Source organism: Pseudomonas sp. HMSC08G10, assembly GCF_001808425.1.
In the GTDB taxonomy this organism is placed as follows: domain Bacteria; phylum Pseudomonadota; class Gammaproteobacteria; order Pseudomonadales; family Pseudomonadaceae; genus Aquipseudomonas; species Aquipseudomonas guariconensis.
Window position 1 is genome coordinate 14,948 of sequence record NZ_KV793310.1, and the last position, 19,828, is coordinate 34,775.

At 61.7% G+C, this 19,828-nt stretch carries 18 protein-coding genes; 12 read left to right on the plus strand and 6 right to left on the minus strand.

Features of this window, described 5'->3' with window-relative positions:
- The first annotated feature begins 65 nt into the window (after positions 1–65).
- The 5 genes from clpP to HMPREF3173_RS14155 all read left to right on the plus strand — a co-directional run bounded on the left by clpP (position 66) and on the right by HMPREF3173_RS14155 (position 7,132).
- A complete protein-coding gene (clpP, locus tag HMPREF3173_RS14135) occupies positions 66–707 on the plus strand; it encodes an ATP-dependent Clp endopeptidase proteolytic subunit ClpP (RefSeq protein ID WP_043213484.1) in 642 nt (213 codons plus the stop codon).
- Between the two features lie 108 nt (positions 708–815).
- On the plus strand, positions 816–2,099 hold the full coding sequence (clpX, locus tag HMPREF3173_RS14140) for an ATP-dependent Clp protease ATP-binding subunit ClpX (protein ID WP_043213487.1): 1,284 nt from the start codon (positions 816–818) through the stop codon (positions 2,097–2,099).
- Positions 2,100–2,253: 154 nt separating this feature from the next.
- A complete protein-coding gene (gene lon / locus HMPREF3173_RS14145; protein ID WP_070573988.1) occupies positions 2,254–4,650 on the plus strand; it encodes an endopeptidase La in 2,397 nt (798 codons plus the stop codon).
- A 153-nt stretch (positions 4,651–4,803) separates the two neighbouring features.
- Complete coding sequence (hupB, locus tag HMPREF3173_RS14150) at positions 4,804–5,076, plus strand: nucleoid-associated protein HU-beta (RefSeq protein WP_011533117.1); 273 nt, start codon at positions 4,804–4,806, stop codon at positions 5,074–5,076.
- Positions 5,077–5,260: 184 nt separating this feature from the next.
- The gene (locus HMPREF3173_RS14155) at positions 5,261–7,132 is read left to right on the plus strand and encodes a SurA N-terminal domain-containing protein (protein ID WP_070573989.1); all 1,872 of its coding nucleotides are present in this window, start codon (positions 5,261–5,263) and stop codon (positions 7,130–7,132) included.
- Positions 7,133–7,187: 55 nt separating this feature from the next.
- Here HMPREF3173_RS14155 and HMPREF3173_RS14160 read toward each other — a convergent pair whose 3' ends face one another.
- The gene (locus HMPREF3173_RS14160; RefSeq protein WP_070573991.1) at positions 7,188–8,228 is read right to left on the minus strand and encodes a patatin-like phospholipase family protein; all 1,041 of its coding nucleotides are present in this window, start codon (positions 8,226–8,228) and stop codon (positions 7,188–7,190) included.
- 159 nt (positions 8,229–8,387) lie between these two features.
- Here HMPREF3173_RS14160 and HMPREF3173_RS14165 point away from each other — a divergent pair, with 159 nt between their 5' ends.
- The 3 genes from HMPREF3173_RS14165 to HMPREF3173_RS14175 all read left to right on the plus strand — a co-directional run bounded on the left by HMPREF3173_RS14165 (position 8,388) and on the right by HMPREF3173_RS14175 (position 10,366).
- Positions 8,388–8,666 carry a hypothetical protein gene (locus HMPREF3173_RS14165; protein WP_070093988.1) on the plus strand — a complete coding sequence of 93 codons (279 nt, stop codon included), beginning with the start codon at positions 8,388–8,390 and terminating at the stop codon, positions 8,664–8,666.
- A gap of 14 nt (positions 8,667–8,680) precedes the next feature.
- On the plus strand, positions 8,681–9,448 hold the full coding sequence (locus tag HMPREF3173_RS14170) for a CHAD domain-containing protein (RefSeq protein ID WP_070573993.1): 768 nt from the start codon (positions 8,681–8,683) through the stop codon (positions 9,446–9,448).
- A gap of 120 nt (positions 9,449–9,568) precedes the next feature.
- A complete protein-coding gene (locus HMPREF3173_RS14175) occupies positions 9,569–10,366 on the plus strand; it encodes an acyl-CoA thioesterase (protein ID WP_070573995.1) in 798 nt (265 codons plus the stop codon).
- Positions 10,367–10,376: 10 nt separating this feature from the next.
- Here HMPREF3173_RS14175 and HMPREF3173_RS14180 read toward each other — a convergent pair whose 3' ends face one another.
- The 3 genes from HMPREF3173_RS14180 to HMPREF3173_RS14190 all read right to left on the minus strand — a co-directional run bounded on the left by HMPREF3173_RS14180 (position 10,377) and on the right by HMPREF3173_RS14190 (position 13,205).
- On the minus strand, positions 10,377–10,745 hold the full coding sequence (locus tag HMPREF3173_RS14180) for an Mpo1-like protein (RefSeq protein WP_070573997.1): 369 nt from the start codon (positions 10,743–10,745) through the stop codon (positions 10,377–10,379).
- Between the two features lie 75 nt (positions 10,746–10,820).
- Entirely contained in the window at positions 10,821–12,299 is a 1,479-nt protein-coding gene (locus HMPREF3173_RS14185) for a methyl-accepting chemotaxis protein (protein ID WP_070573998.1), read from the minus strand.
- Positions 12,300–12,407: 108 nt separating this feature from the next.
- Positions 12,408–13,205, minus strand: coding sequence for a TatD family hydrolase (locus HMPREF3173_RS14190; RefSeq protein WP_070574000.1), 798 nt, complete (start codon positions 13,203–13,205; stop codon positions 12,408–12,410).
- Between the two features lie 159 nt (positions 13,206–13,364).
- On the opposite strand from HMPREF3173_RS14190, the gene HMPREF3173_RS14195 reads away from it, so the two are divergent.
- The 4 genes from HMPREF3173_RS14195 (at position 13,365) to greB (ending at position 16,471) form a co-directional block, all read left to right on the plus strand.
- Positions 13,365–14,771 (plus strand): MltF family protein, encoded by a 1,407-nt coding sequence (locus tag HMPREF3173_RS14195; RefSeq protein ID WP_070574003.1) that lies wholly within the window; start codon positions 13,365–13,367, stop codon positions 14,769–14,771.
- A gap of 112 nt (positions 14,772–14,883) precedes the next feature.
- Complete coding sequence (locus HMPREF3173_RS14200) at positions 14,884–15,321, plus strand: DoxX family protein (RefSeq protein ID WP_070574005.1); 438 nt, start codon at positions 14,884–14,886, stop codon at positions 15,319–15,321.
- A 274-nt stretch (positions 15,322–15,595) separates the two neighbouring features.
- Positions 15,596–15,904: a hypothetical protein gene (locus tag HMPREF3173_RS14205; protein WP_043213510.1), complete on the plus strand. Its 309-nt coding sequence runs from the start codon at positions 15,596–15,598 to the stop codon at positions 15,902–15,904.
- A gap of 87 nt (positions 15,905–15,991) precedes the next feature.
- The gene (greB, locus tag HMPREF3173_RS14210) at positions 15,992–16,471 is read left to right on the plus strand and encodes a transcription elongation factor GreB (RefSeq protein WP_070574006.1); all 480 of its coding nucleotides are present in this window, start codon (positions 15,992–15,994) and stop codon (positions 16,469–16,471) included.
- Positions 16,472–16,644: 173 nt separating this feature from the next.
- Here greB and HMPREF3173_RS14215 read toward each other — a convergent pair whose 3' ends face one another.
- Positions 16,645–19,152 (minus strand): ABC transporter permease, encoded by a 2,508-nt coding sequence (locus tag HMPREF3173_RS14215; RefSeq protein WP_070574007.1) that lies wholly within the window; start codon positions 19,150–19,152, stop codon positions 16,645–16,647.
- Entirely contained in the window at positions 19,152–19,826 is a 675-nt protein-coding gene (locus HMPREF3173_RS14220) for an ABC transporter ATP-binding protein (protein ID WP_043213513.1), read from the minus strand. Before HMPREF3173_RS14220 ends, HMPREF3173_RS14215 begins: the two co-directional genes overlap by 1 nt.
- Between the last annotated feature and the right edge of the window lie 2 nt (positions 19,827–19,828).

Sequence of the window (19,828 nt, forward strand, 5' to 3'; positions counted from 1 at the left end):
CAAGCCAGCCTTCGAGCTGGCTTGTGCGTATTCAAGCCATGACTATTTGGGAGTGAGTGCAGGACATGTCCCGCAATTCTTATATTCAACAGAGCTCCGACATCCAGGCCGCGGGCGGTCTGGTCCCGATGGTTATCGAGCAGTCCGCCCGTGGCGAGCGCGCCTACGACATCTACTCGCGCCTATTGAAGGAGCGTGTGATTTTCCTGGTTGGTCCCGTAGAGGACTACATGGCCAACCTGGTGGTGGCACAACTGCTGTTCCTTGAAGCGGAAAACCCGGACAAGGATATCCATCTGTACATCAACTCGCCGGGTGGTTCGGTCACCGCCGGCATGTCGATCTACGACACCATGCAGTTCATCAAGCCGGACGTCTCGACCATCTGCATCGGTCAGGCCTGCAGCATGGGCGCATTCCTGCTGGCGGCCGGCGCTGCAGGCAAGCGTCACTGCCTGCCGAACTCGCGCGTGATGATTCACCAGCCATTGGGTGGCTTCCAGGGCCAGGCGACCGATATCGAGATCCATGCCCAGGAAATCCTCAACATCAAGGCGCGTCTGAACGAGCTGCTGGCCCATCACACTGGCCAGGATCTCGAGACCATCAAGCGCGACACCGAACGCGACAACTTCATGAGCGCCGCGCGCGCGGCCGAGTACGGCCTGATCGACTCGGTCTACGACAAGCGGCAACTGGCGTCCTGAACCAAGGTGCCAGAGCGGGTGGGCGCCGTTGGCGCCTACCTGCGGACTTGAAAAAGCCCGCAATTGCCTTCATCTTGTGTTTCATGCCTACCGGATTGGATCGATCGAATGACTGACACCCGTAACGGCGAGGACAGCGGCAAATTGCTCTATTGCTCCTTCTGCGGCAAAAGCCAGCACGAAGTGCGCAAATTGATTGCCGGGCCCTCGGTATTTATCTGCGACGAGTGCGTCGACCTGTGCAACGACATCATCCGTGAGGAGGTGCAGGAAGCCCAGGCCGAAAGCAACGCGCACAAATTGCCATCGCCGAAAGAAATCAGCGGTATCCTGGACCAGTACGTCATTGGCCAGGAACGCGCGAAAAAGGTGCTGTCCGTAGCGGTGTACAACCACTACAAGCGCCTGAACCAACGTGACAAGAAGGGCGACGAAGTCGAACTCGGCAAGAGCAACATCCTGCTGATCGGGCCGACCGGCTCGGGCAAGACCCTGCTCGCCGAAACCCTTGCGCGCCTGTTGAACGTACCGTTCACCATCGCCGACGCCACCACCTTGACCGAAGCCGGTTACGTGGGTGAGGACGTCGAGAACATCATTCAGAAACTGCTGCAAAAGTGCGACTACGACGTGGAAAAGGCCCAGATGGGCATTGTCTACATCGATGAGATCGACAAGATCTCGCGCAAGTCGGACAACCCGTCGATCACCCGCGACGTGTCGGGCGAGGGCGTGCAGCAGGCGCTGTTGAAGCTGATCGAAGGGACTGTGGCTTCCGTGCCGCCTCAGGGTGGTCGCAAGCATCCGCAACAGGAATTCCTGCAGGTTGATACCCGCAATATCCTGTTCATCTGCGGCGGTGCGTTCTCGGGCCTTGAAAAGGTCATTCAGAACCGCTCCACCAAAGGTGGCATCGGTTTTGGCGCTGAAGTGCGCAGCAAGCAGGAAGGCAAGAAGGTCGGCGAGTCCTTGCGTGAGGTCGAACCGGATGATCTGGTCAAGTTTGGCCTGATTCCGGAGTTCGTCGGCCGTCTGCCGGTGCTGGCAACCCTCGACGAGCTGGATGAGGCTGCACTGATGCAGATCCTCACCGAGCCGAAGAACGCCTTGACCAAGCAGTATGCCAAGCTGTTCGAGATGGAAGATGTGGACCTCGAGTTCCGTAGCGACGCGCTCAAGGCGGTTGCTCGCAAGGCGCTCGAGCGCAAGACCGGCGCCCGGGGCCTGCGTTCGATCCTCGAAGGCGTGCTGCTTGACACCATGTACGAGATTCCTTCGCAGAAGGATGTCAGCAAGGTGGTGATCGACGAGAGCGTCATCGATGGTACCTCGCAGCCTTTGCTGATCTACGAGAACAGCGAGCCGCAAGCCAAGGCCGCACCTGACGCCTGAGTCGGGTAAGCCAAGTCGAGCAAGAAAGGGGCCTATGGGCCCCTTTCTGCTTTTCCGATCTCAACGCTTGTAATTTTATGGACCTGCCCCCACATTAGGTCCAAGCATCATTTCCACCGGTTTCCGGCCATAAGGCCGCTGTAGAGGCGAAATCATGAAGACCACCCTCGACTTGCCTCTTTTGCCATTGCGCGATGTCGTTGTTTATCCGCACATGGTCATCCCGCTGTTCGTGGGACGCGAGAAGTCCATCGAAGCCCTTGAGGCGGCGATGACGGGCGAGAAGCAGATCCTCCTGCTGGCCCAGAAGAATCCTGCCGACGATGACCCGGGCGAAGATGCCCTGTATCGCGTCGGTACCATTGCCACTGTCCTGCAATTGCTGAAGCTACCCGACGGTACCGTCAAGGTGTTGGTCGAGGGCGAGCAGCGCGGCGCCGTCGAGCGTTTCACGGAAGTGGAAGGGCATGTCCGTGCCGAAGTCACCCTGATCGATGAAGTCGAGGCCGCCGAGCGCGAGTCGGAAGTCTTCGTGCGCACGTTGCTGTCGCAGTTCGAGCAGTACGTCCAGTTGGGCAAGAAGGTCCCGGCTGAAGTCCTGTCCTCGCTCAACAGCATCGAAGAGCCCGGCCGCCTGGTCGACACCATGGCCGCCCATATGGCCCTGAAGATCGAGCAGAAGCAGGAAATCCTCGAAATTGTCGATCTACCGACCCGGGTCGAACATGTCCTGGCATTGCTCGATGCGGAAATCGACCTGCTGCAGGTCGAGAAGCGTATCCGTGGACGGGTCAAGAAGCAGATGGAGCGCAGCCAGCGCGAGTACTACCTGAATGAGCAGATGAAGGCCATTCAGAAGGAGCTCGGCGATGGCGACGAGGGCCACAACGAAGTCGAGGAGCTGAAGAAGCGTATCGAAGCTGCTGGCCTGCCCAAGGACGCCCTGGCCAAAGCCCAGGCCGAGCTGAACAAGCTCAAGCAGATGTCGCCGATGTCCGCAGAGGCCACTGTGGTTCGCTCCTACCTGGACTGGCTCGTGCAGGTGCCTTGGAAAGCCCAGAGCAAAGTGCGTCTGGACCTGGCCAAGGCCGAGGAAATCCTCGATGCCGATCACTATGGCCTGGAAGAGGTCAAGGAGCGCATCCTTGAATATCTCGCTGTGCAGAAGCGCGTGAAGAAGATTCGCGGCCCTGTGCTTTGCCTGGTAGGCCCACCTGGCGTTGGTAAAACCTCCCTGGCCGAATCGATCGCGGCTGCTACCAACCGCAAGTTCGTGCGCATGGCCTTGGGCGGTGTGCGTGACGAAGCCGAGATCCGAGGCCATCGTCGCACCTACATCGGTTCCATGCCGGGTCGTTTGATTCAGAAAATGACCAAGGTGGGCGTACGCAACCCGCTGTTCCTGCTCGACGAGATCGACAAGATGGGCAGCGACATGCGCGGCGATCCCGCCTCGGCATTGCTGGAAGTGCTCGACCCTGAGCAGAACCACAACTTCAACGACCACTACCTGGAGGTCGACTACGACCTCTCGGACGTGATGTTCCTGTGCACCTCGAACTCGATGAACATTCCGCCGGCGCTACTCGACCGGATGGAGGTCATCCGCCTGCCGGGCTACACCGAGGACGAGAAGATCAACATCGCGGTCAAGTACCTGACGCCCAAGCAAGTGAAGGCCAATGGCCTGAAGAAGGGTGAACTGGAGATCGATGTCACGGCGATCCGCGACATCATTCGTTACTACACTCGCGAAGCCGGCGTGCGCGGTCTGGAGCGCCAGATCGCCAAGGTCTGCCGCAAGGTGGTCAAGGAGCACACCGGCGAGAAGCAGCTCAAGGTCAAGGTGACCGGCGAGCAGCTCGAGCATCTGCTGGGCGTGCGCAAGTTCCGCTACGGCCTGGCAGAGCAGCAGGATCAGATCGGCCAGGTCACCGGCCTTGCCTGGACCCAGGTGGGCGGCGAACTGCTGACCATCGAAGCCGTGGTCATCCCCGGCAAGGGCCAGTTGATCAAGACCGGCTCTTTGGGCGACGTCATGGTCGAATCGATCACCGCCGCGCAGACCGTGGTACGCAGCCGTGCCCGCAGTCTGGGCATCGCCGCCGATTTCCACGAGAAGCACGATGTGCACATCCACATGCCCGAGGGCGCTACGCCTAAGGACGGCCCAAGTGCGGGTATCGGCATGTGCACGGCGCTGGTCTCGGCGCTTACCCAGATTCCGGTGCGCGCCGATGTGGCCATGACCGGTGAAATCACCCTGCGTGGCCAGGTTCTGGCCATCGGTGGCTTGAAGGAAAAACTCCTCGCGGCACACCGCGGTGGGATCAAGACGGTGATCATTCCAGAGGAAAACGTTCGTGATCTGAAGGAGATTCCGGAAAATATCAAACAGGATCTTCAGATCAAACCGGTCAAATGGATTGACGAAGTCCTCCAAATTGCGCTGCAATACGCCCCGGAGCCCTTGCCAGATGTGGCTCCGGAGATTGTCGCGAAAGATGAAAAGCGCGACGGCGATGCTAAGGAAAGAATTAGCACGCACTAGTACGTATTTCGCTGGGGGGCTTTCCTTGACAGTTTTTTCGGGGCCTTGCTATAAAACGGCACGCCAGTGTCAATAGGCCGCCCAGTGCTCGTTTCATAAGCTTTTCATTACATACTTAGAAACAAACTCAATAGAGATATAAGGGGACTTAGAGTGAACAAGTCGGAACTGATTGACGCTATCGCCGCATCCGCTGACATTCCGAAAGCTGTAGCTGGCCGTGCGCTGGACGCAGTCATCGAATCCGTCACCGGCGCCCTGAAGCAAGGTGACGATGTTGTACTGGTTGGCTTCGGTACCTTCTCGGTCAAGGAGCGCGCTGAGCGCACCGGCCGTAACCCGCAAACCGGCAAGGCGATCAAGATCGCTGCTGCCAAGGTTCCAGGCTTCAAGGCTGGCAAAGGCCTGAAAGACGCCGTCAACTAAGTCGTCTCTTTCAGCCGGACCTGGTCAAACCAGGCCCGACCGCGTGACGGCGGGGCCGCAAACGTTCCCGTTGGCACGCTCGCTTTGAAAAGGCGCATCCCACAGGATGCGCCTTTCTTCTATCAGGACTCTACCCACGCTCCACGGTTGTCGACGCAGTGGTACAACCGTTTCTGGGGGACGCATGCTGCAGAATATCAGGGACAATTCACAAGGTTGGATTGCCAAGACCATCATCGGCCTTATCGTCGTGCTGATGGCGCTGACCGGCTTCGAGGCCATTTTCCAGGCCACCAGCCATAGCCAGGACGCCGCCAAGGTGAACGGCCAGACCATCAGTCAGAACGAGCTGAGCCAGGCCGTCGACATGCAGCGCCGCCAGCTGATGCAACAGCTGGGCAAGGATTTCGACCCAGCACTGCTGGATGAAAAGATGCTGCGCGAAGCCGCGCTCAAAGGGCTGATCGAGCGCAAGCTGCTGTTGCAGGGTGCCGAAGACGCCAAGTTCGCCTTCTCCGAGGCCGCGCTGGATCAGCTGATCCTGCAAACGCCGGAGTTCCAGGTCGATGGCAAGTTCAGCGCCGAACGTTTCGATGCGGTCATTCGCCAGATGGGCTATGGGCGCATGCAGTTCCGCGAGATGCTCGCCGAGGAAATGCTCATCGGGCAGCTGCGCACCGGCCTTGCTGGCAGCAGCTTCGTCACCGACAAACAGGTCGAAGCCTTCGCTCGCCTGGAGAAGCAGACCCGCGATTTCGCTTCGCTGACCTTCAAGGCCGACCCGGCCGCCGTCAAGGTGAGCGACGATGAGATCAAGGCGCACTACGACCAGCACGCCAAGGAATTCATGACGCCTGACCAGGTGGTCATCGATTACATCGAGCTGAAGAAGTCGGCCTTCTTCGATCAGGTACAGGTCAACGAGGACGAACTCAAGGCCCTGTACGAGAAGGAAATCGCCAACCTGGCCGAACAGCGTCATGCCGCGCATATCCTCATCGAGGTCGACGACAAGGTTTCCGATGCACAGGCCAAGGCCCGTATCGAAGAGATCCAGCAGCGTCTGGCCAAAGGCGAGGACTTTGCCGCACTGGCCAAGGAATTCTCCAAGGACCCAGGTTCGGCCAGCAATGGGGGGGATCTCGGCTTCGCAGGCCCAGGCGTCTACGACCCAGCCTTCGAGGATGCCCTGTACAAGCTGAACAAGGACCAGGTATCGGCACCGGTACGCACCGAGTACGGTTACCACCTGATCAAGCTGTTGGGTGTGCAGGCGCCGGAAGTTCCGACCTTCGCAAGCCTCAAGGACAAGCTGACCCGCGAACTCAAGACCCAACAGGTCGAACAGCGCTTCGTTGAAGTGACCAAGCAGCTGGAAGATGCCGCGTTCGAAGCCTCTGACCTAGCTCAGCCGGCCCAGGACCTGGGCCTGAAGGTTCAGACTTCGGCCGCATTCGGTCGGGAAGGCGGTGAGGGTATCACGGCCAACCGTTCGGTCGTCCAGGCCGCTTTCAGCGAAGAAGTGCTGGAAGAGGGCGCCAACAGCAATGCCATCGAGCTGGATCCGGAGACCGTGGTCGTGCTGCGTGTCAAGGAGCATCGCAAGCCGGAGCAGCTGCCGCTGGAGGCTGTGGCAAAGAACATCCGCGAGCACCTGGCCAAGGAGAAGGCGACTGCCGAGCTCAAGGCCAAGGCTGACAAGCTGATCGCTGGCCTGCGCGATGGCGCCATCCCTCTGACCGCCGAACAGGAAGGCCAGAAGTGGAAGACCCAAGAGGCCGTTACGCGTGGCCAGGACGGTATCGATCCGGCCGAACTGCAAGCGGTATTCCGCCTGGCCAAGCCTGCCTCCAAGGACAAGCCGGTCTACGGCAGCGTGGTCCTCGGCGATGGCAGTCTGGTGGTGCTGCAGCTCAAGGGGGTCAACGAAGGCGCTGCAGCCACTGACGAGGAGAAAGCGCAGATCCGCCGTTACCTCGCTTCGCGTGCAGGCCAGCAGGACTTCGCGGCCTACCGCAAGCAACTGGAAGCCGCGGCTGACGTCACTCGCTACTGAGTGCAATCGCGCAACAAGAATGGCCGCTCATGCGGCCTTTCTTGTTTTTGGTGGGCTAACGCCGCTCACCTTCGTAAGTGTCCAACGTGTCCCGGGCAATTTCCCGTCCCAGGGCGATCAGTTCCGGCGCCTTGTAGAACTCGAAGAAGCGGCACACCCGCTTGGGCACGTTGATCAGCACGTCTGGTGGATAGCCGGCGATTTTGTACTGGGCGAGGGAGGTCTGCATGACTTCGAAGCTCTGGTTGATCAGGTCGAGCAAGGACGCAGGCCCCACGTTATCGATGATGAAAGAACCGGTGGCGGACTTGGGCGCGCCGCCACGTTCGGGTGCCGCTGCCGGTTGCTGGCCTTCTGGGTCGGCAGATTCGCCAAGCCAGGGGTCGCTCGCGCTCAGTCCCTCGGCGACGATTTCCTGTTCGATGCGCATCAATTGTTCGGCCGGTTTGCGGCGAAAGGGCAGGCGTGAGCCCAACGAGCTGATGACGGCATCGAAGCGCATCTTGAACGCCGCAGGCCGCTCAATCACCGGCAATTGATATTGTTTCTGGTTGGTGGCGTTGAGGTTGACGGCGATGATCAGATCGCAATGGCTGGACACCACCGGCACGATCGGCAGCGGATTGAGAATGCCGCCATCGACCAGCATGCGGTTACCCTGCATCACTGGCGTGAACAGGCTGGGGATCGCCGCCGAGGCCCGCATGGCCTGGTGCAGGCAGCCTTCCTGGAACCAGATTTCCTGCTGGTTGGTGAGGTCCGCCGCCACCGCCGTGTAGGGGATGGACAGTTGTTCGATGTTCACCTCACCGACGATCTTGCGGATCTGGCCAAACACCTTGTCGCCGCGGATCGCGCCCAGGCGAAAGCTCACATCCACCAGACGCAGCACATCGAGGTAGTCCAGGCTCTCTATCCAACGGCGGTATTCATCCAGCTTTCCGGCAGCGTAGATGCCGCCGATCACTGCACCCATCGAACAGCCGGCGATGCAGGCGATCTCGTAGCCGCGTCGCTCTATCTCCTCGATCACGCCGATATGCGCATACCCGCGTGCGCCCCCTGATCCCAGTACCAATGCCACGCGTTTGCTCATGACTGTCCCCTACTGCTGTGCAACCATGGTCCAACAATGCACCCATTGTTGCCTGTGCTTCAATGTAGACCGCGCTGGGCTACGCTGAGCAGGGCACTTTTCGATTGTTTGAGCGTCGAACTGCCACTCTTTTTTGTTCAAACTTGAGGTTACTGACTGATGAAAGCCTGGATCTGCCTTCCCCTGATCGCCCTTGTCCTCACAGGTTGCGCGGGCAAGACGGCGTACCGTGACAGCTGTGCAACTCAGCTCGATGCTGCGTGGAAGGAGCTGGACCTGGCCAAGGCCGAAGGGTTTGCCGGCACGGTCAGCTATTCCAAGGCGTTGTCGCTGTTGACTGGTGCCAAGACGCAGCAGCAGTTCGAGGCCTTCGAAGGCTGTAGCCGCAAGGCCGAGAAGGCGCGTTTCTACATCCGTGAGTCCCGCGCGGGTCGTTGATCCAGGAGGGCTGTATGGCCGCCATGCTCGATCATGTCATCGCACAGGTACTGGCCTTGCAGGTCCGTCTGCTGGCATGTCAGGAGCGGCTGGCGGCCGATGTCGACAGCGAAGCATTGCACGACCTGCGTACAAGCCTGCGGCGCCTGCGGAGCCTGCTGCGGCCTTTGCGGGGGCTGCCTGGTGTCAAGCAGTTGGAGGACGCGGCGCGCTCGCTGGGCGCGCTCACGACCCCCTTGCGGGACCGCGAGGTGCTGGCGGCCCACCTGATCAGCCAAGGACACGAGCAGGCTGGGGCGCGTCGCCTGGAGGGCAGGGCGGGCATCTTCGCCAGTGTGGCCGTGAGCCGCCAACTCACCCGGGTGCTGGCGATCATCGACACCTTTCCGTTATTCCTGCGGGCCTGCGCGCGCGAAGGCTTGGCCAGAGGCCTGGGCAAGCGCATCGACAAGCGCCTGGACAAGCAATGGCGCAAGCTCGAAAAGGCGCTTGACGATCCCAGCCACGACCGTCATCGCCTGCGCCTGCTGATCAAGCGGGTGCGTTATGGCGACGAGGCGTACCCACAGCTGGAGCACGCCGGAAACAAACTGCAACGCCTGCTCAAGCGCACCCAGGCCGACCTGGGCGATTGGCACGACCGTGTGCAATGGCTTTTGCTGGCGCGTGATCACGCCGATCTGGCGCCCTTCAAGAAAGCCTGGGAACGCGAGCTGCAGGAGGCCGAGCAGAAGGCCGATGCCACCCTGGAGGCCTTGCGGGCAGCCGTGGCGCGTCGATAGCCACAGGGAATGGCCATTATGCGGGCTGCCAGCCAGGCACTCGCTGGCTAATATCCGGGGCACGTTCTGACGCGGGCACGTCCCGTGGCAGCCAATCAAGCCCCGGTGTAGGAGCCGAATATGAATTTCACGCAATTGCTCAGCGCCGTGCGCGAGTGTCCCGAATCTGTCAGTGTGCCGGCCAGTTGGGGCCAGGGGCGCGCGGTATTTGGCGGGCTGATGGTCGCGCTGATGCATGAGGCGATGCGTGCCAAGCTCGGTGAGGGGCGTCCGGTGCGATCGTTGGCTGTCACCTTTGTTGGGCCAGCGACGCCGGAGGTGCCGATCAGTTTCGAGGTCGAGGTGTTGCGTGAGGGCAAAGCTGTCAGCACGCTGCTGGGACGCGCGGTGCAGGAGGGGCAGGTGGTGACCTTGGTACAGGGCAGCTTCGGAGATGGCCGTCCTTCGGCAATCGAGGTCAAGGCTCAGCCTGCCGTGGACATGAAGCCGCTCGATCAGTCTGCCGCCGAATTACCCTATATCAAAGGCGTGACGCCTGAGTTCATGCGTCATGTGGCTTTGCGTTGGGCCATTGGCGGCCTGCCGTTCAGCGGTAACGATGATCGACGGATGGGCGGTTGGGTACGCCTGCGCGATATGGCCGACGGGCCGGCGAGCGAAGCGCATGTGCTGGCAATGGTCGATGCCTGGCCGCCCAGTTTGCTACCGCATCTTAAACAACCTGCCGCAGGCAGCACCCTGACCTGGACGATCGAGTTCATTCAGCCAGCACCCAAGCTGTCGACCTTGGACTGGTGTCGTTACTGTGTCGAGACCGAGCACGCCCGCGATGGCTATGGGCACGCCTCGGCTGCCCTGTGGACAGCCGAGAACGAGCTGATTGCCTTGAGCCGACAGACCGTGACGGTGTTCGCCTAGACCTGGGCAGCTAGCGGCGATGCTTGTGGCGCTCGCGCCAGGCACGCCACCAGGCACCGCTCAGCAGAAAGCGCGGAAAGGTGATGAATTGCTCGGTTAGTAGACGCTGAACGGCGTCCTTGCGGCTGGCGAAGGGTTCGGGTTGCTCGGTTTCCAGACGATGGCCGTGGCGCTGCAGTCCAAGGCCAGCGGCCAGGGCGATCAAGCCGATGGCCAGTTGGCCGAGGTCCAGGCCAAATACCCCGCCGAGCATCAACAGGGTGCCCAGGATGAACAATGGGACGGCGATCAGATGCAGCACCAGGTTGGTCGGATGCCGGTGATTGTGATGGTAACCACGCCATTGCCAGGCGTGCAGATTGGGCAGTCGTTTGCTCATGGGCATTTCCTCTCGGTCATGCCCAAAGCTTAGTGTGGCCCTCCGGCGAGGGCCAATCGAGGCGGGTTATCGGCCTTATAGCTTGAGCTGGCCGATGGCTTTGTTCAGCTCGGCCGCCAGGGTCGCCAGCTCGTTGCTGGTGGTGGCAGAACCGACGGTCTGCTGGACCGTTTCCTCGGTGACGTCACGAATGCTCACCACCGCCCGGTTCATCTCTTCGGCCACCTGGCTTTGTTGTTCGGCGGCGACGGCGATCTGCGTGTTGCTCTCGCGCATTTGCGCGACGGCACTGGTGATCTCCAGCAACGCCTCGCCTGCCTCTTGGGCCTGTTTGACACAATCGTCGGCTTTGTAGGAGCTCTCCTGCATGAAATCCACGGCATCACGGGTACCTGCCTGCAGGGCGGACACCATGCCGGTGATTTCATCGGTGGAGGTCTGCACGCGCTTGGCCAGGTTGCGCACTTCGTCCGCCACCACGGCAAACCCACGTCCCAGGTCGCCTGCCCGGGCCGCCTCGATCGCAGCATTGAGGGCCAGTAGATTGGTTTGCTCGGCGATGCTATGGATGACGCCGACTACACCGTTGATGCGCTGACTGTCCTCGGCGAGCTGGCGAATCATTTCGGCGGTTTGCTGAACACCGCTGGACAGGCCGGCGATGGAGTCCTGCACACGTGTGACCACCGCCTGGCCGCTGCCGGCCAGGGTATCGGCGGTTTGCGACAGGTCACGGGTGGCGCCGGCGTGCTGGGCGATATGATGGACCGTGGCGGACATCTCGTTGATGGCGGTGGCAGCCTGGTCGGTCTCGCTTTGCTGGCCGATCATGCCGTGGCGCACCTCGTCCATGCTCACTGCCAGGCGTGCTGCGCCGCTGTCCAATTGCGCTGCGGTACGAGCTACCGTGCTGACCACCCGGTGGTAGGTGGCTTGCATTGCATTGAAGGCGCCTGCCATCTGGCCGACTTCATCGCCACAGGACAGCGGGACACGGGCCGACAAGTCGCCAGTCTTCTCCACATGCAGCATCACGTCTTTGAGCGTATTGAGCTGGCTGAGCAAGAAACGGATCAGCAACTGCGAAGCGCAGAGCATCGCCAACATCAGAATCAGCACGCAGACCGCGTATTGGGTGAAGCGCTCGAAGAACACCTGGCGCAGGCTGGGGGATTCGGCCAGCACAGCGATGCGCTGCTCTGCCCGGTGGATCACTTGGGCGCCCTGCAAGGGATTGTTGCCCAGGATCCAGGCATTGGGCAGGGCGACCCAGCCTTGTGCATCGACCAAGGCCTCACGCGGCTGGTTGGCGATGACCGGCGTCTGCCCGGACTGCCACATCACGGCCTGGGAGGGTTGGGGCAGTGGTTGCCCTTCAGGCCAGGCCGCGATCAGCTCGGCCTGGGCAACGGCCTGGTTGCGCGCGCCTTCTGCACGGGCTTGCTGCTCCAGGTAAACCGCGTAGAGCACCAGGAGCAGGGTCGTGACGAAGGCCACCGCATTGACGGCCCAGAACTTGTACTTCAGGGAAATATTGCTAAGCCAGGCACCCATGGATAGGTCTTCTCTGAGTTGAGCGGAAACATTATTGGCAAGGTGCCATCATTGTGTCCGCTCGTCCCAGCGCCTGCCTTGATATGCGTCAACAAACCCAGCCCGGTTTCAGGGCAGCTGGAAGAATGCTTTGGCGGTGGCAGTGGTGTGCGCGGCTGTCTGTTCCAGGGATTCTCCCCTGTGCAGCGCAACCTCTCGCAGGACTTCGGGCAGGAAAGCAGGCTCGTTGAGGCCCTTCTTTGGCTTCGGACGAAGGCTGCGCGGCAGCAGATAGGGTGCGTCGCTTTCGAGCATCAGGCGGCCTTCGGGGATGTTGCCTACCAGCGGGTGAAGATGGGTGCCGCGGCGCTCGTCGCAAATCCAGCCCGTGATACCGATGTGCAAGTCCAGATCCAAGTAGGCGAACAAGGCTTGGCGCTCGCCGGTGAAGCAGTGCACCACGGCCCCTGGTAGGTGGTCACGATAGGCTTTGAGGATCGCCAGCAGCCGTGCGCTGGCCTCTCGCTCATGGAGGAACACGGGCAGGCCCAGCTCGGCGGCCAACGCCAACTGAGCCTCCAGCGCTTTCTCTTGTTGCGGGCGGGGGGAGAAGTCGCGGTTGAAATCGAGCCCGCACTCGCCCACGGCCCGCACCCGCGGCTGGGCCAGCAGTTCACGCAGCAAGCGCTCGCTGGCGTTGTCCCAATGGCTGGCATCGTGAGGGTGGATACCGGCTGTGGTGAACAAGCGCAGGCTTTCCGGATCGAGCTGCGAAGCGAGCGTCAGGGCCTGTTCGCTGACCTGGAGGCTAGTCCCGGTGAGCACCATCTGGACCACGCCCGCCTGTACGGCCCGCTCGACGACGGCGGCCTGCTGGTCATGGAAACTGCTGTTGGTCAGGTTGACGCCAATATCGATCAGTTGCATCTTTCTACCTCGTGCCGCGGGCCGGCCAGCATAGCAAAAAACGGGTAATTCGTAAGAAATCCCAGAACTTCAAGTGGTTGTCGTGGTCTTTTAGCGTCATTTGTCATGGACGGACCTCGCTGTATGACACCCGCTCCCAGCCCCCGGACAGGTTCTCGCATGCTGCGATCACTGCTGATACCGCTGCTGCTTGTCGGCTTGACTCTGGCCCCAGCGGCCAATGCCCGGCTGCCGGGGCCCCAGCAGCATGTGCCGGCCAGCCAGGTTCGCGACCTGGCACAGATCCGCAGCAGCAAAGTCCTCAGGGTTTTGGTCAACCAGAGTCGCAACAGCTCGGGTGAAGTCAAAGGCGAGCCTGTGGGCGTGGAACATCACCGCTTGCGAGGTCTCGAGCACTACCTCAATGCTCGGGCCCGGGACGGTCAGCAAATCCGCCTCAAGCTCATCCCCCGCGCCAAGGAGCAACTACTCGCCGCCCTGCAGCGTGGCGAGGGCGACCTGGCGGCCCCTGGCGAGTTGCTCGATCCTGCGCTGGTGCGTGGGGTCAGTGGCAGCGTAGCGGTCCGGGACCAAGTGCAATTGATGCTAGTCGGACGCAAAGGGGAGCGCGGCTTCACCCGGGTGGATCAGTTGTCCGGACGAACTGTCGCGTTGACCAGTGCCAGCGCCGCTGGCGCGGTGATCACCCAGATCAACCAGCAACTGGCGTTGCGCAAGCGTGCACCGATCAAGGTGGAGTGGGTCGATGCCAGTCTGGCGGTGGAAGATGTGCTGGAGATGGTTCAGGCAGGCATTTATCACCTGACCGTGGTGGAGCGCCCGATTGCCCAGCGCTGGGCTCGGGTGATGCCGCGCTTGCGGCTGGATTCGCGCGTGAGCCTGGGCCAGCCTCAGGCGATGCGCTGGTATGTGCGACGTGACGCCAGCATGTTGCTCGCCACGGTGGATCGCTTCCTGGAAGGCTACCGAGCGCCGGCGAACCAGGACGCAGCCTTCGAGCGTATCTACCGGCGTCAATACCGTGTGCATGATCCGCTGGCGAGAAAGGACCGCAAGCGTCTGGAGTCGTTGCGCACGGTGCTGCAGAAGCATGGCGCTGCGCAGCAGATCGACTGGCTGAACCTGGCGGCGCTGGCGTTCAAGGAATCCACCTTCAACCCGGCGGCTCGCGGAGGTGGTGGCGCGCATGGGCTGATGCAGATCACGCCGGCAGCGGCTCGCCGCGTTGGGGTGAGTGACATCGCCTCGGTCGACGGCAATGTGCAGGCGGGCGCCCGGTATCTGGCATTGATCCGCCGCAAGTTCTTCGCCAGCCCCCAGCTCAATGAGCGTGAGCGCATGGCGTTTGTCCTCGCCGCCTACAACCTTGGACCGGAACGGGTCCAGGCCATGCGCGCCGAGGCGCGGCGCCGTGGGCTAAATGGCAATCAGTGGTTCTTCCAGACCGAGCGCATCGCCATGGAGCAGGTAGGCATGGGGCCGGTCAACTTCGTCAATAGCGTCAATAAGTACTTCCTGGCTTTCAATCGGCAGCGGGAATCGCTGGAGCGCGTCGCGAACCGGTAACGAATCGAATATATAGATGTAAATAGGCTGTTTATTGCGCTTTTATTATCTATTTTGGTGATTAGAATGGCGCCATCTGCACACATCATCCCTTGATTCAGGAAGCATCGAAATGAACAACACACTCAACGCCCTGTTCGTTACCCGCGCCGGTACCGGTCTGAGCGTCATCCGTATCTTGGTAGGCATCATATTCATGGCCCACGGTGCCCAGAAGCTGTTCGGCCTGTTTGGCGGCTACGGGCTGGAAGGCACCGGCCAATGGATGGAAAGCATCGGCCTGGCCCCAGGCTACCTGATGGCTCTGTTGTCGGGCAGCGCCGAGTTCTTCGGTGGCCTGGCCCTCGTGATTGGCTTGCTTGCACGGCCTGCGGCACTGGCGCTGTCCGTGACCCTGGTGGTAGCGATCCTCTCGGTGCACATCAACAATGGCCTGTTTATGGCGAACAATGGCTACGAGTTCGCCCTGGCGCTACTGGCGGGTACGGTCGCGGTGTTGATCGAAGGCGCAGGCCGCTTCTCCCTGGACCGGCTGATCGCTCGCCACTGATCTGCGGCTAACATCGAACCCGCTTTCCAGGTGTACGGGTAAGCGGGTTTTTTCATGTGAAGGGGCAGGCCTGCGAAAGTCTTAGCGTTTAGCTGCTATCGGTATCTTGTAACTTATCGCGTCACGCTCTAGCATACCGACTGCGCCGATTTAAACAGCTACTTGCGGGGCGCGGGATAACTCTTTTGGGTCATCCGAAATACCGCTAAAGCGCTGGTTCGGTGACGCCTCCCACCGCTGCCCAGCGGGATTTGCGAGGCGCAGAGATATCTCCATGAGTTGTCCACGTACCAGTGTCTGCTTGAGTCCATTGCCTGCCAGCCAGGCTTCCCGTACACCGCGCATCCTGCTCGGTGGCCAGCATCAACCCACTCTTTTACGCAACCTTGACGGCTTGTCGCGGCGCAAGGGGCAAGCGCGTGCATTTCTCGTGCAGTTTGCCGAAACCTGTGACGGCTTTGCCCAGTTTGGCAATGACCGTTTCGACCTTGCGGTGATCCAGGCGCCCTTGGCCGCCGACGCCGCCGAAGTCATCGGCCAGCTGACACGTATCGCGCGCCAGGGGCTAATCACCCGCCGCTGAGCTGCGTGTCGTCCACGGGATTTTTCGCTAAGCTCGGAGCCCTCCGCTGGTGTGCGTCAGCGGAGGATGCACTGAGGAGAATGCCGCTTGAGCACCAACATCATCACCACTGAAGGTCATGAGGCTCTGAAGAAAGAGCTCGATCACCTGTGGCGAGTCTATCGTCCTGAGATTACCCAGAAGGTCACCTGGGCCGCCTCCCTGGGCGACCGCAGCGAGAACGCGGACTACCAGTACAACAAGAAGCTTTTGCGAGAGATCGACCGCCGGGTCCGGTACCTGCGCAAGCGGCTTGAAGACGTCAAGGTGGTGGCCTATTCGCCGCAGCAAGAGGGCAAGGTGTTCTTTGGTGCCTGGGTGGAAATCGAAAATGACGAAGGCGAGGTGCTCAAGTTTCGGATTGTGGGGTATGACGAGATCTATGGGCGCAACGACTATATTTCCATCGACTCACCCATGGCGCGGGCGCTGCTCAAGAAGGAAGAGGGTGATGAGGTGGTGGTGAAGACACCTACGGGGGAGGCGATCTGGTACGTCAATCGTATTTGTTATGGGGTTGATGGGTAGTCGGGTTGTGCTGTTTTCAAGAGGCTTCGCGCGAACACATTTCATACAGACCTTCGATTGAGGAGCGTTCACCCAAAGGGCCGCTGCGCGACCCATCACAGGTTTCGCCAGCGCCACAGCTCCTGCGCGGCCTTCGCCAGAATCAGATAGTCAAACCCTCTGAAAGCCCAAGCCTACCCCTCCCGCAATACCACCAACGGACTCGCGTTCAAGGCCCGCCGCGTCCCGACGACTCCAGCTCCGCCTACCACGACAGCTCCCACCACCGGCACCACCAGCAACCAGGGATGTGGCCCCCACGCCAGATCAAACGCATATCGGTAGAGCACCCAAGTAATCAGCTCGCACCCTAGCGCAGCCAACAACCCACTCACCGCTCCAAGCAAGCCGAACTCGATCCGCCTTGCCTTGACCAGCAACGGCCTGGCGGCCCCTAGCGCGCGCAACAACGCCCCCTGGCGAATACGTTCGTCCAATGTCGCCTGGAGCCCGGCGAATAGCACCGCCAGCCCCGCCGCCAGCACGAACAACAGCACGTATTCGACCGCCCATGTCACCTGCGCCAGGATGCTGCGCAACTGCGCCAGCAGCGCATCGACCTGGAGAATGGTCACCGCCGGAAACGTCCGTGACAGAGCAACGACTTCCTGGTCGTGCCCTGACGCCAGGTAGAAACTGGTCAGGTAGGTCGCCGGCAGCCCTTGCAAGGTTCCAGGCTGGAAGATCATGTAGAAGTTGGGCTGGAAGCTGTCCCAGTGCACAGCACGCAAGCTGGTCACCCGCGCCTGGCGTTGCTGGCCGCCGATATCGAAGTCAAGCAGATCTCCGAGCTTGAGTTTCAGGCTGTCGGCAAGCTGGGCTTCCACCGACACCCCAGGCAACTCGTCTGCAGCAGGTGATGCTTGCCACCAGTGGCCGGCGCTCAGGGTGTTACCCGGAGGCAGTTCGGCGGCCCAGGTGAGGCTGAGGTCACGCTGCACGGCGCGCTCGGCGGTGGACTCCTTGCTGACCAACTGCCGCACCGGCTGACCGTTGATGTGCGTCAGGCGTCCCGGTATCACCGGATACAGGGGAGCTGAGCTGGCGTTGATCGCCTGCAGTCGCTGGGCGAAAGGGTCGCGCTCGTCAGGCAGGATATTGAGGGCGAAGTGGTTGGGGGCGTCATTGGGCAGCTGAGCTTGCCAGGTATCGAGCAATTCACCTCGCAGCAGTGCGACCAAGGCCATGGCCAGCAGGATCAGGCCGAAGGCTAGCGTCTGGCCGGCGGCAGCCAGTGGATGGCGCAGCAGTTGACCCAGGCCCAGACGCCAGGCCAAGGGAGCACTGGCCAGCACTCGTCGCAGGCTGCGCAGGCCCAGCAGTAGCAGGCCACCAAGCAGCAAGGCGGCGAAGAAGCCCCCGGCGAGCAAGGCCGAAGTGAGTAGAAGATCCAGGCTCAAACGCCACATGATCAGCCCCAGGGCAAGCAAGGCTGCGCCATATACCAGCCAGCTGCTCGGCGGCACGGGCAACAAGTCGCGGCGCAATACACGCAAGGGTGGGACGCGGCCAAGGGCGGCCAGCGGCGGCAAGGCGAACCCGGCCAAGGCCACCAGGCCGGTGCCTACGCCGGCCAGGGCTGGGGTCATGCCGCCAGCCGGCACCTCGCTCGGCATCAGCCCTTGCAACAAGTGGAACAGCCCCAACTGCGCCAGCCAGCCGAGCAAGGCGCCGATGGTCGCGGCAATCAGGCCGAGCGCGGCCAATTGCAGGCAGTAAATGCCCAGTGCCTGATGTCGGGAAAGCCCCAGGCAACGCAACAAGGCACTGGCATCCAGGCGACGGGCCGCATAGCGACTGGCAGACAGCGCGACGGCAACCCCGGCCAGCAATACCGCCACCAGGCTGGCCATGTTCAGGTAGCGCTCAGCCTTGCCCAGCGCACCACCGACTTGCTGGTTACCATCGCGTGTGTCGAGCAGGCGCTGGTTGGCGGCCAAGGTCTTTTTCACCTCCCCACGGTACTGCGCCAGCGCCTCGGGAGTACCGCGCCACAGGTCGCGGTAGCTGACCCGGCTTCCCGGCTGGATCACGCCGGTGGACTGCAGGTCCGCTATGTTCATCAGCACGCGTGGTGTGAGGCTATAGAAGTTGTTGGCACGATCGGGTTCGTAGGTCAGCACGCGGCTCATACGCAAGGTCTTCATGCCGACGTCGATGCTGTCGCCAATCGATAGTCCCAGCGCCGCCAGTAGACGTGCCTCGACCCAGGCTTCGCCAGGTGCGGGGCCGCCGCCAGGGGTTTCCTCGGCATAGGGCGTGGCGGCACTGCGCAGCTGGCCGCGAAGAGGGTAGGCGGCGTCGGCGGCCTTGATGCTCGATAGCTGGATGCCGCTGTCGCCACCGACCACGCTGGTGAATTCCACCACGTGAGCGTGCTGCAGGCCGGCCGCCTTGCCTGCGCTGATTTGCTTGTCTCGGGCCGGCGAGCCGCCTTGCAGCACCAAGTCAGCACCGAGGAATTCGCTGGCGCGTAATTGCATGGCACCGTTTAGGCGCGCGCCGAAGTAGCCGATGGCAGTGCTGGCTGCCACCGCCACCAGCAGGGCGAAAAACAGCACCCGGACTTCCCCGGCGCGGGCATCGCGCAGTAACTGCCGCAGGGCCAGGCGACAGAAGAGGGAGAAGGGCAGGCGGCTCATCAGGACTCCACCAGGCGGCCGGCATCCAGGCGGATCAGGCGTCGGCAGCGTTGGGCCAGGCGCTCGTCATGGGTGACCAGAACCAGTGTGGTCCCACGCTCCTTGTTCAATTCGAACAACAAGTCGCTGATGCGTTCGCCGGTGTGGCTGTCCAGATTTCCGGTCGGCTCGTCGGCGAACAGCACCGCAGGCTGGGCTGCAAAGGCGCGGGCGATCGCCACCCGTTGTTGTTCGCCACCGGAGAGTTGGCGTGGGGTGTGGCTCAGGCGTTTGCCCAGGCCGACTCGCTCCAGCAGGGTCCGGGCTTGCTCGCGTGCATCGCGGCGGCCATCGAGCTCCAGCGCAAGCATGACGTTTTCCAGAGCGTTGAGGCTGTCGAGCAACTGGAACGACTGGAACACGAAGCCCACATGCTCGGCGCGCACCCGGGCACGCTGATCTTCATCGAGAGGGCCCAGGTCATGGCCGGCGAGTATGACCTTGCCCGCGCTGGGGCGGTCGAGGCCGGCGAGCAGACCGAGCAGGGTCGATTTACCCGAGCCCGAGGCGCCTACGATGGCCAGGCTGTCGCCTTGCGCAAGGGACAATGACAGGGCGTGGAGGATGGTCAGGTCACCTTCCGCGCTGGGGACCACTTTGCTAAGGTTCTGCGCAACGAGAATGCTGGGGCCCATGG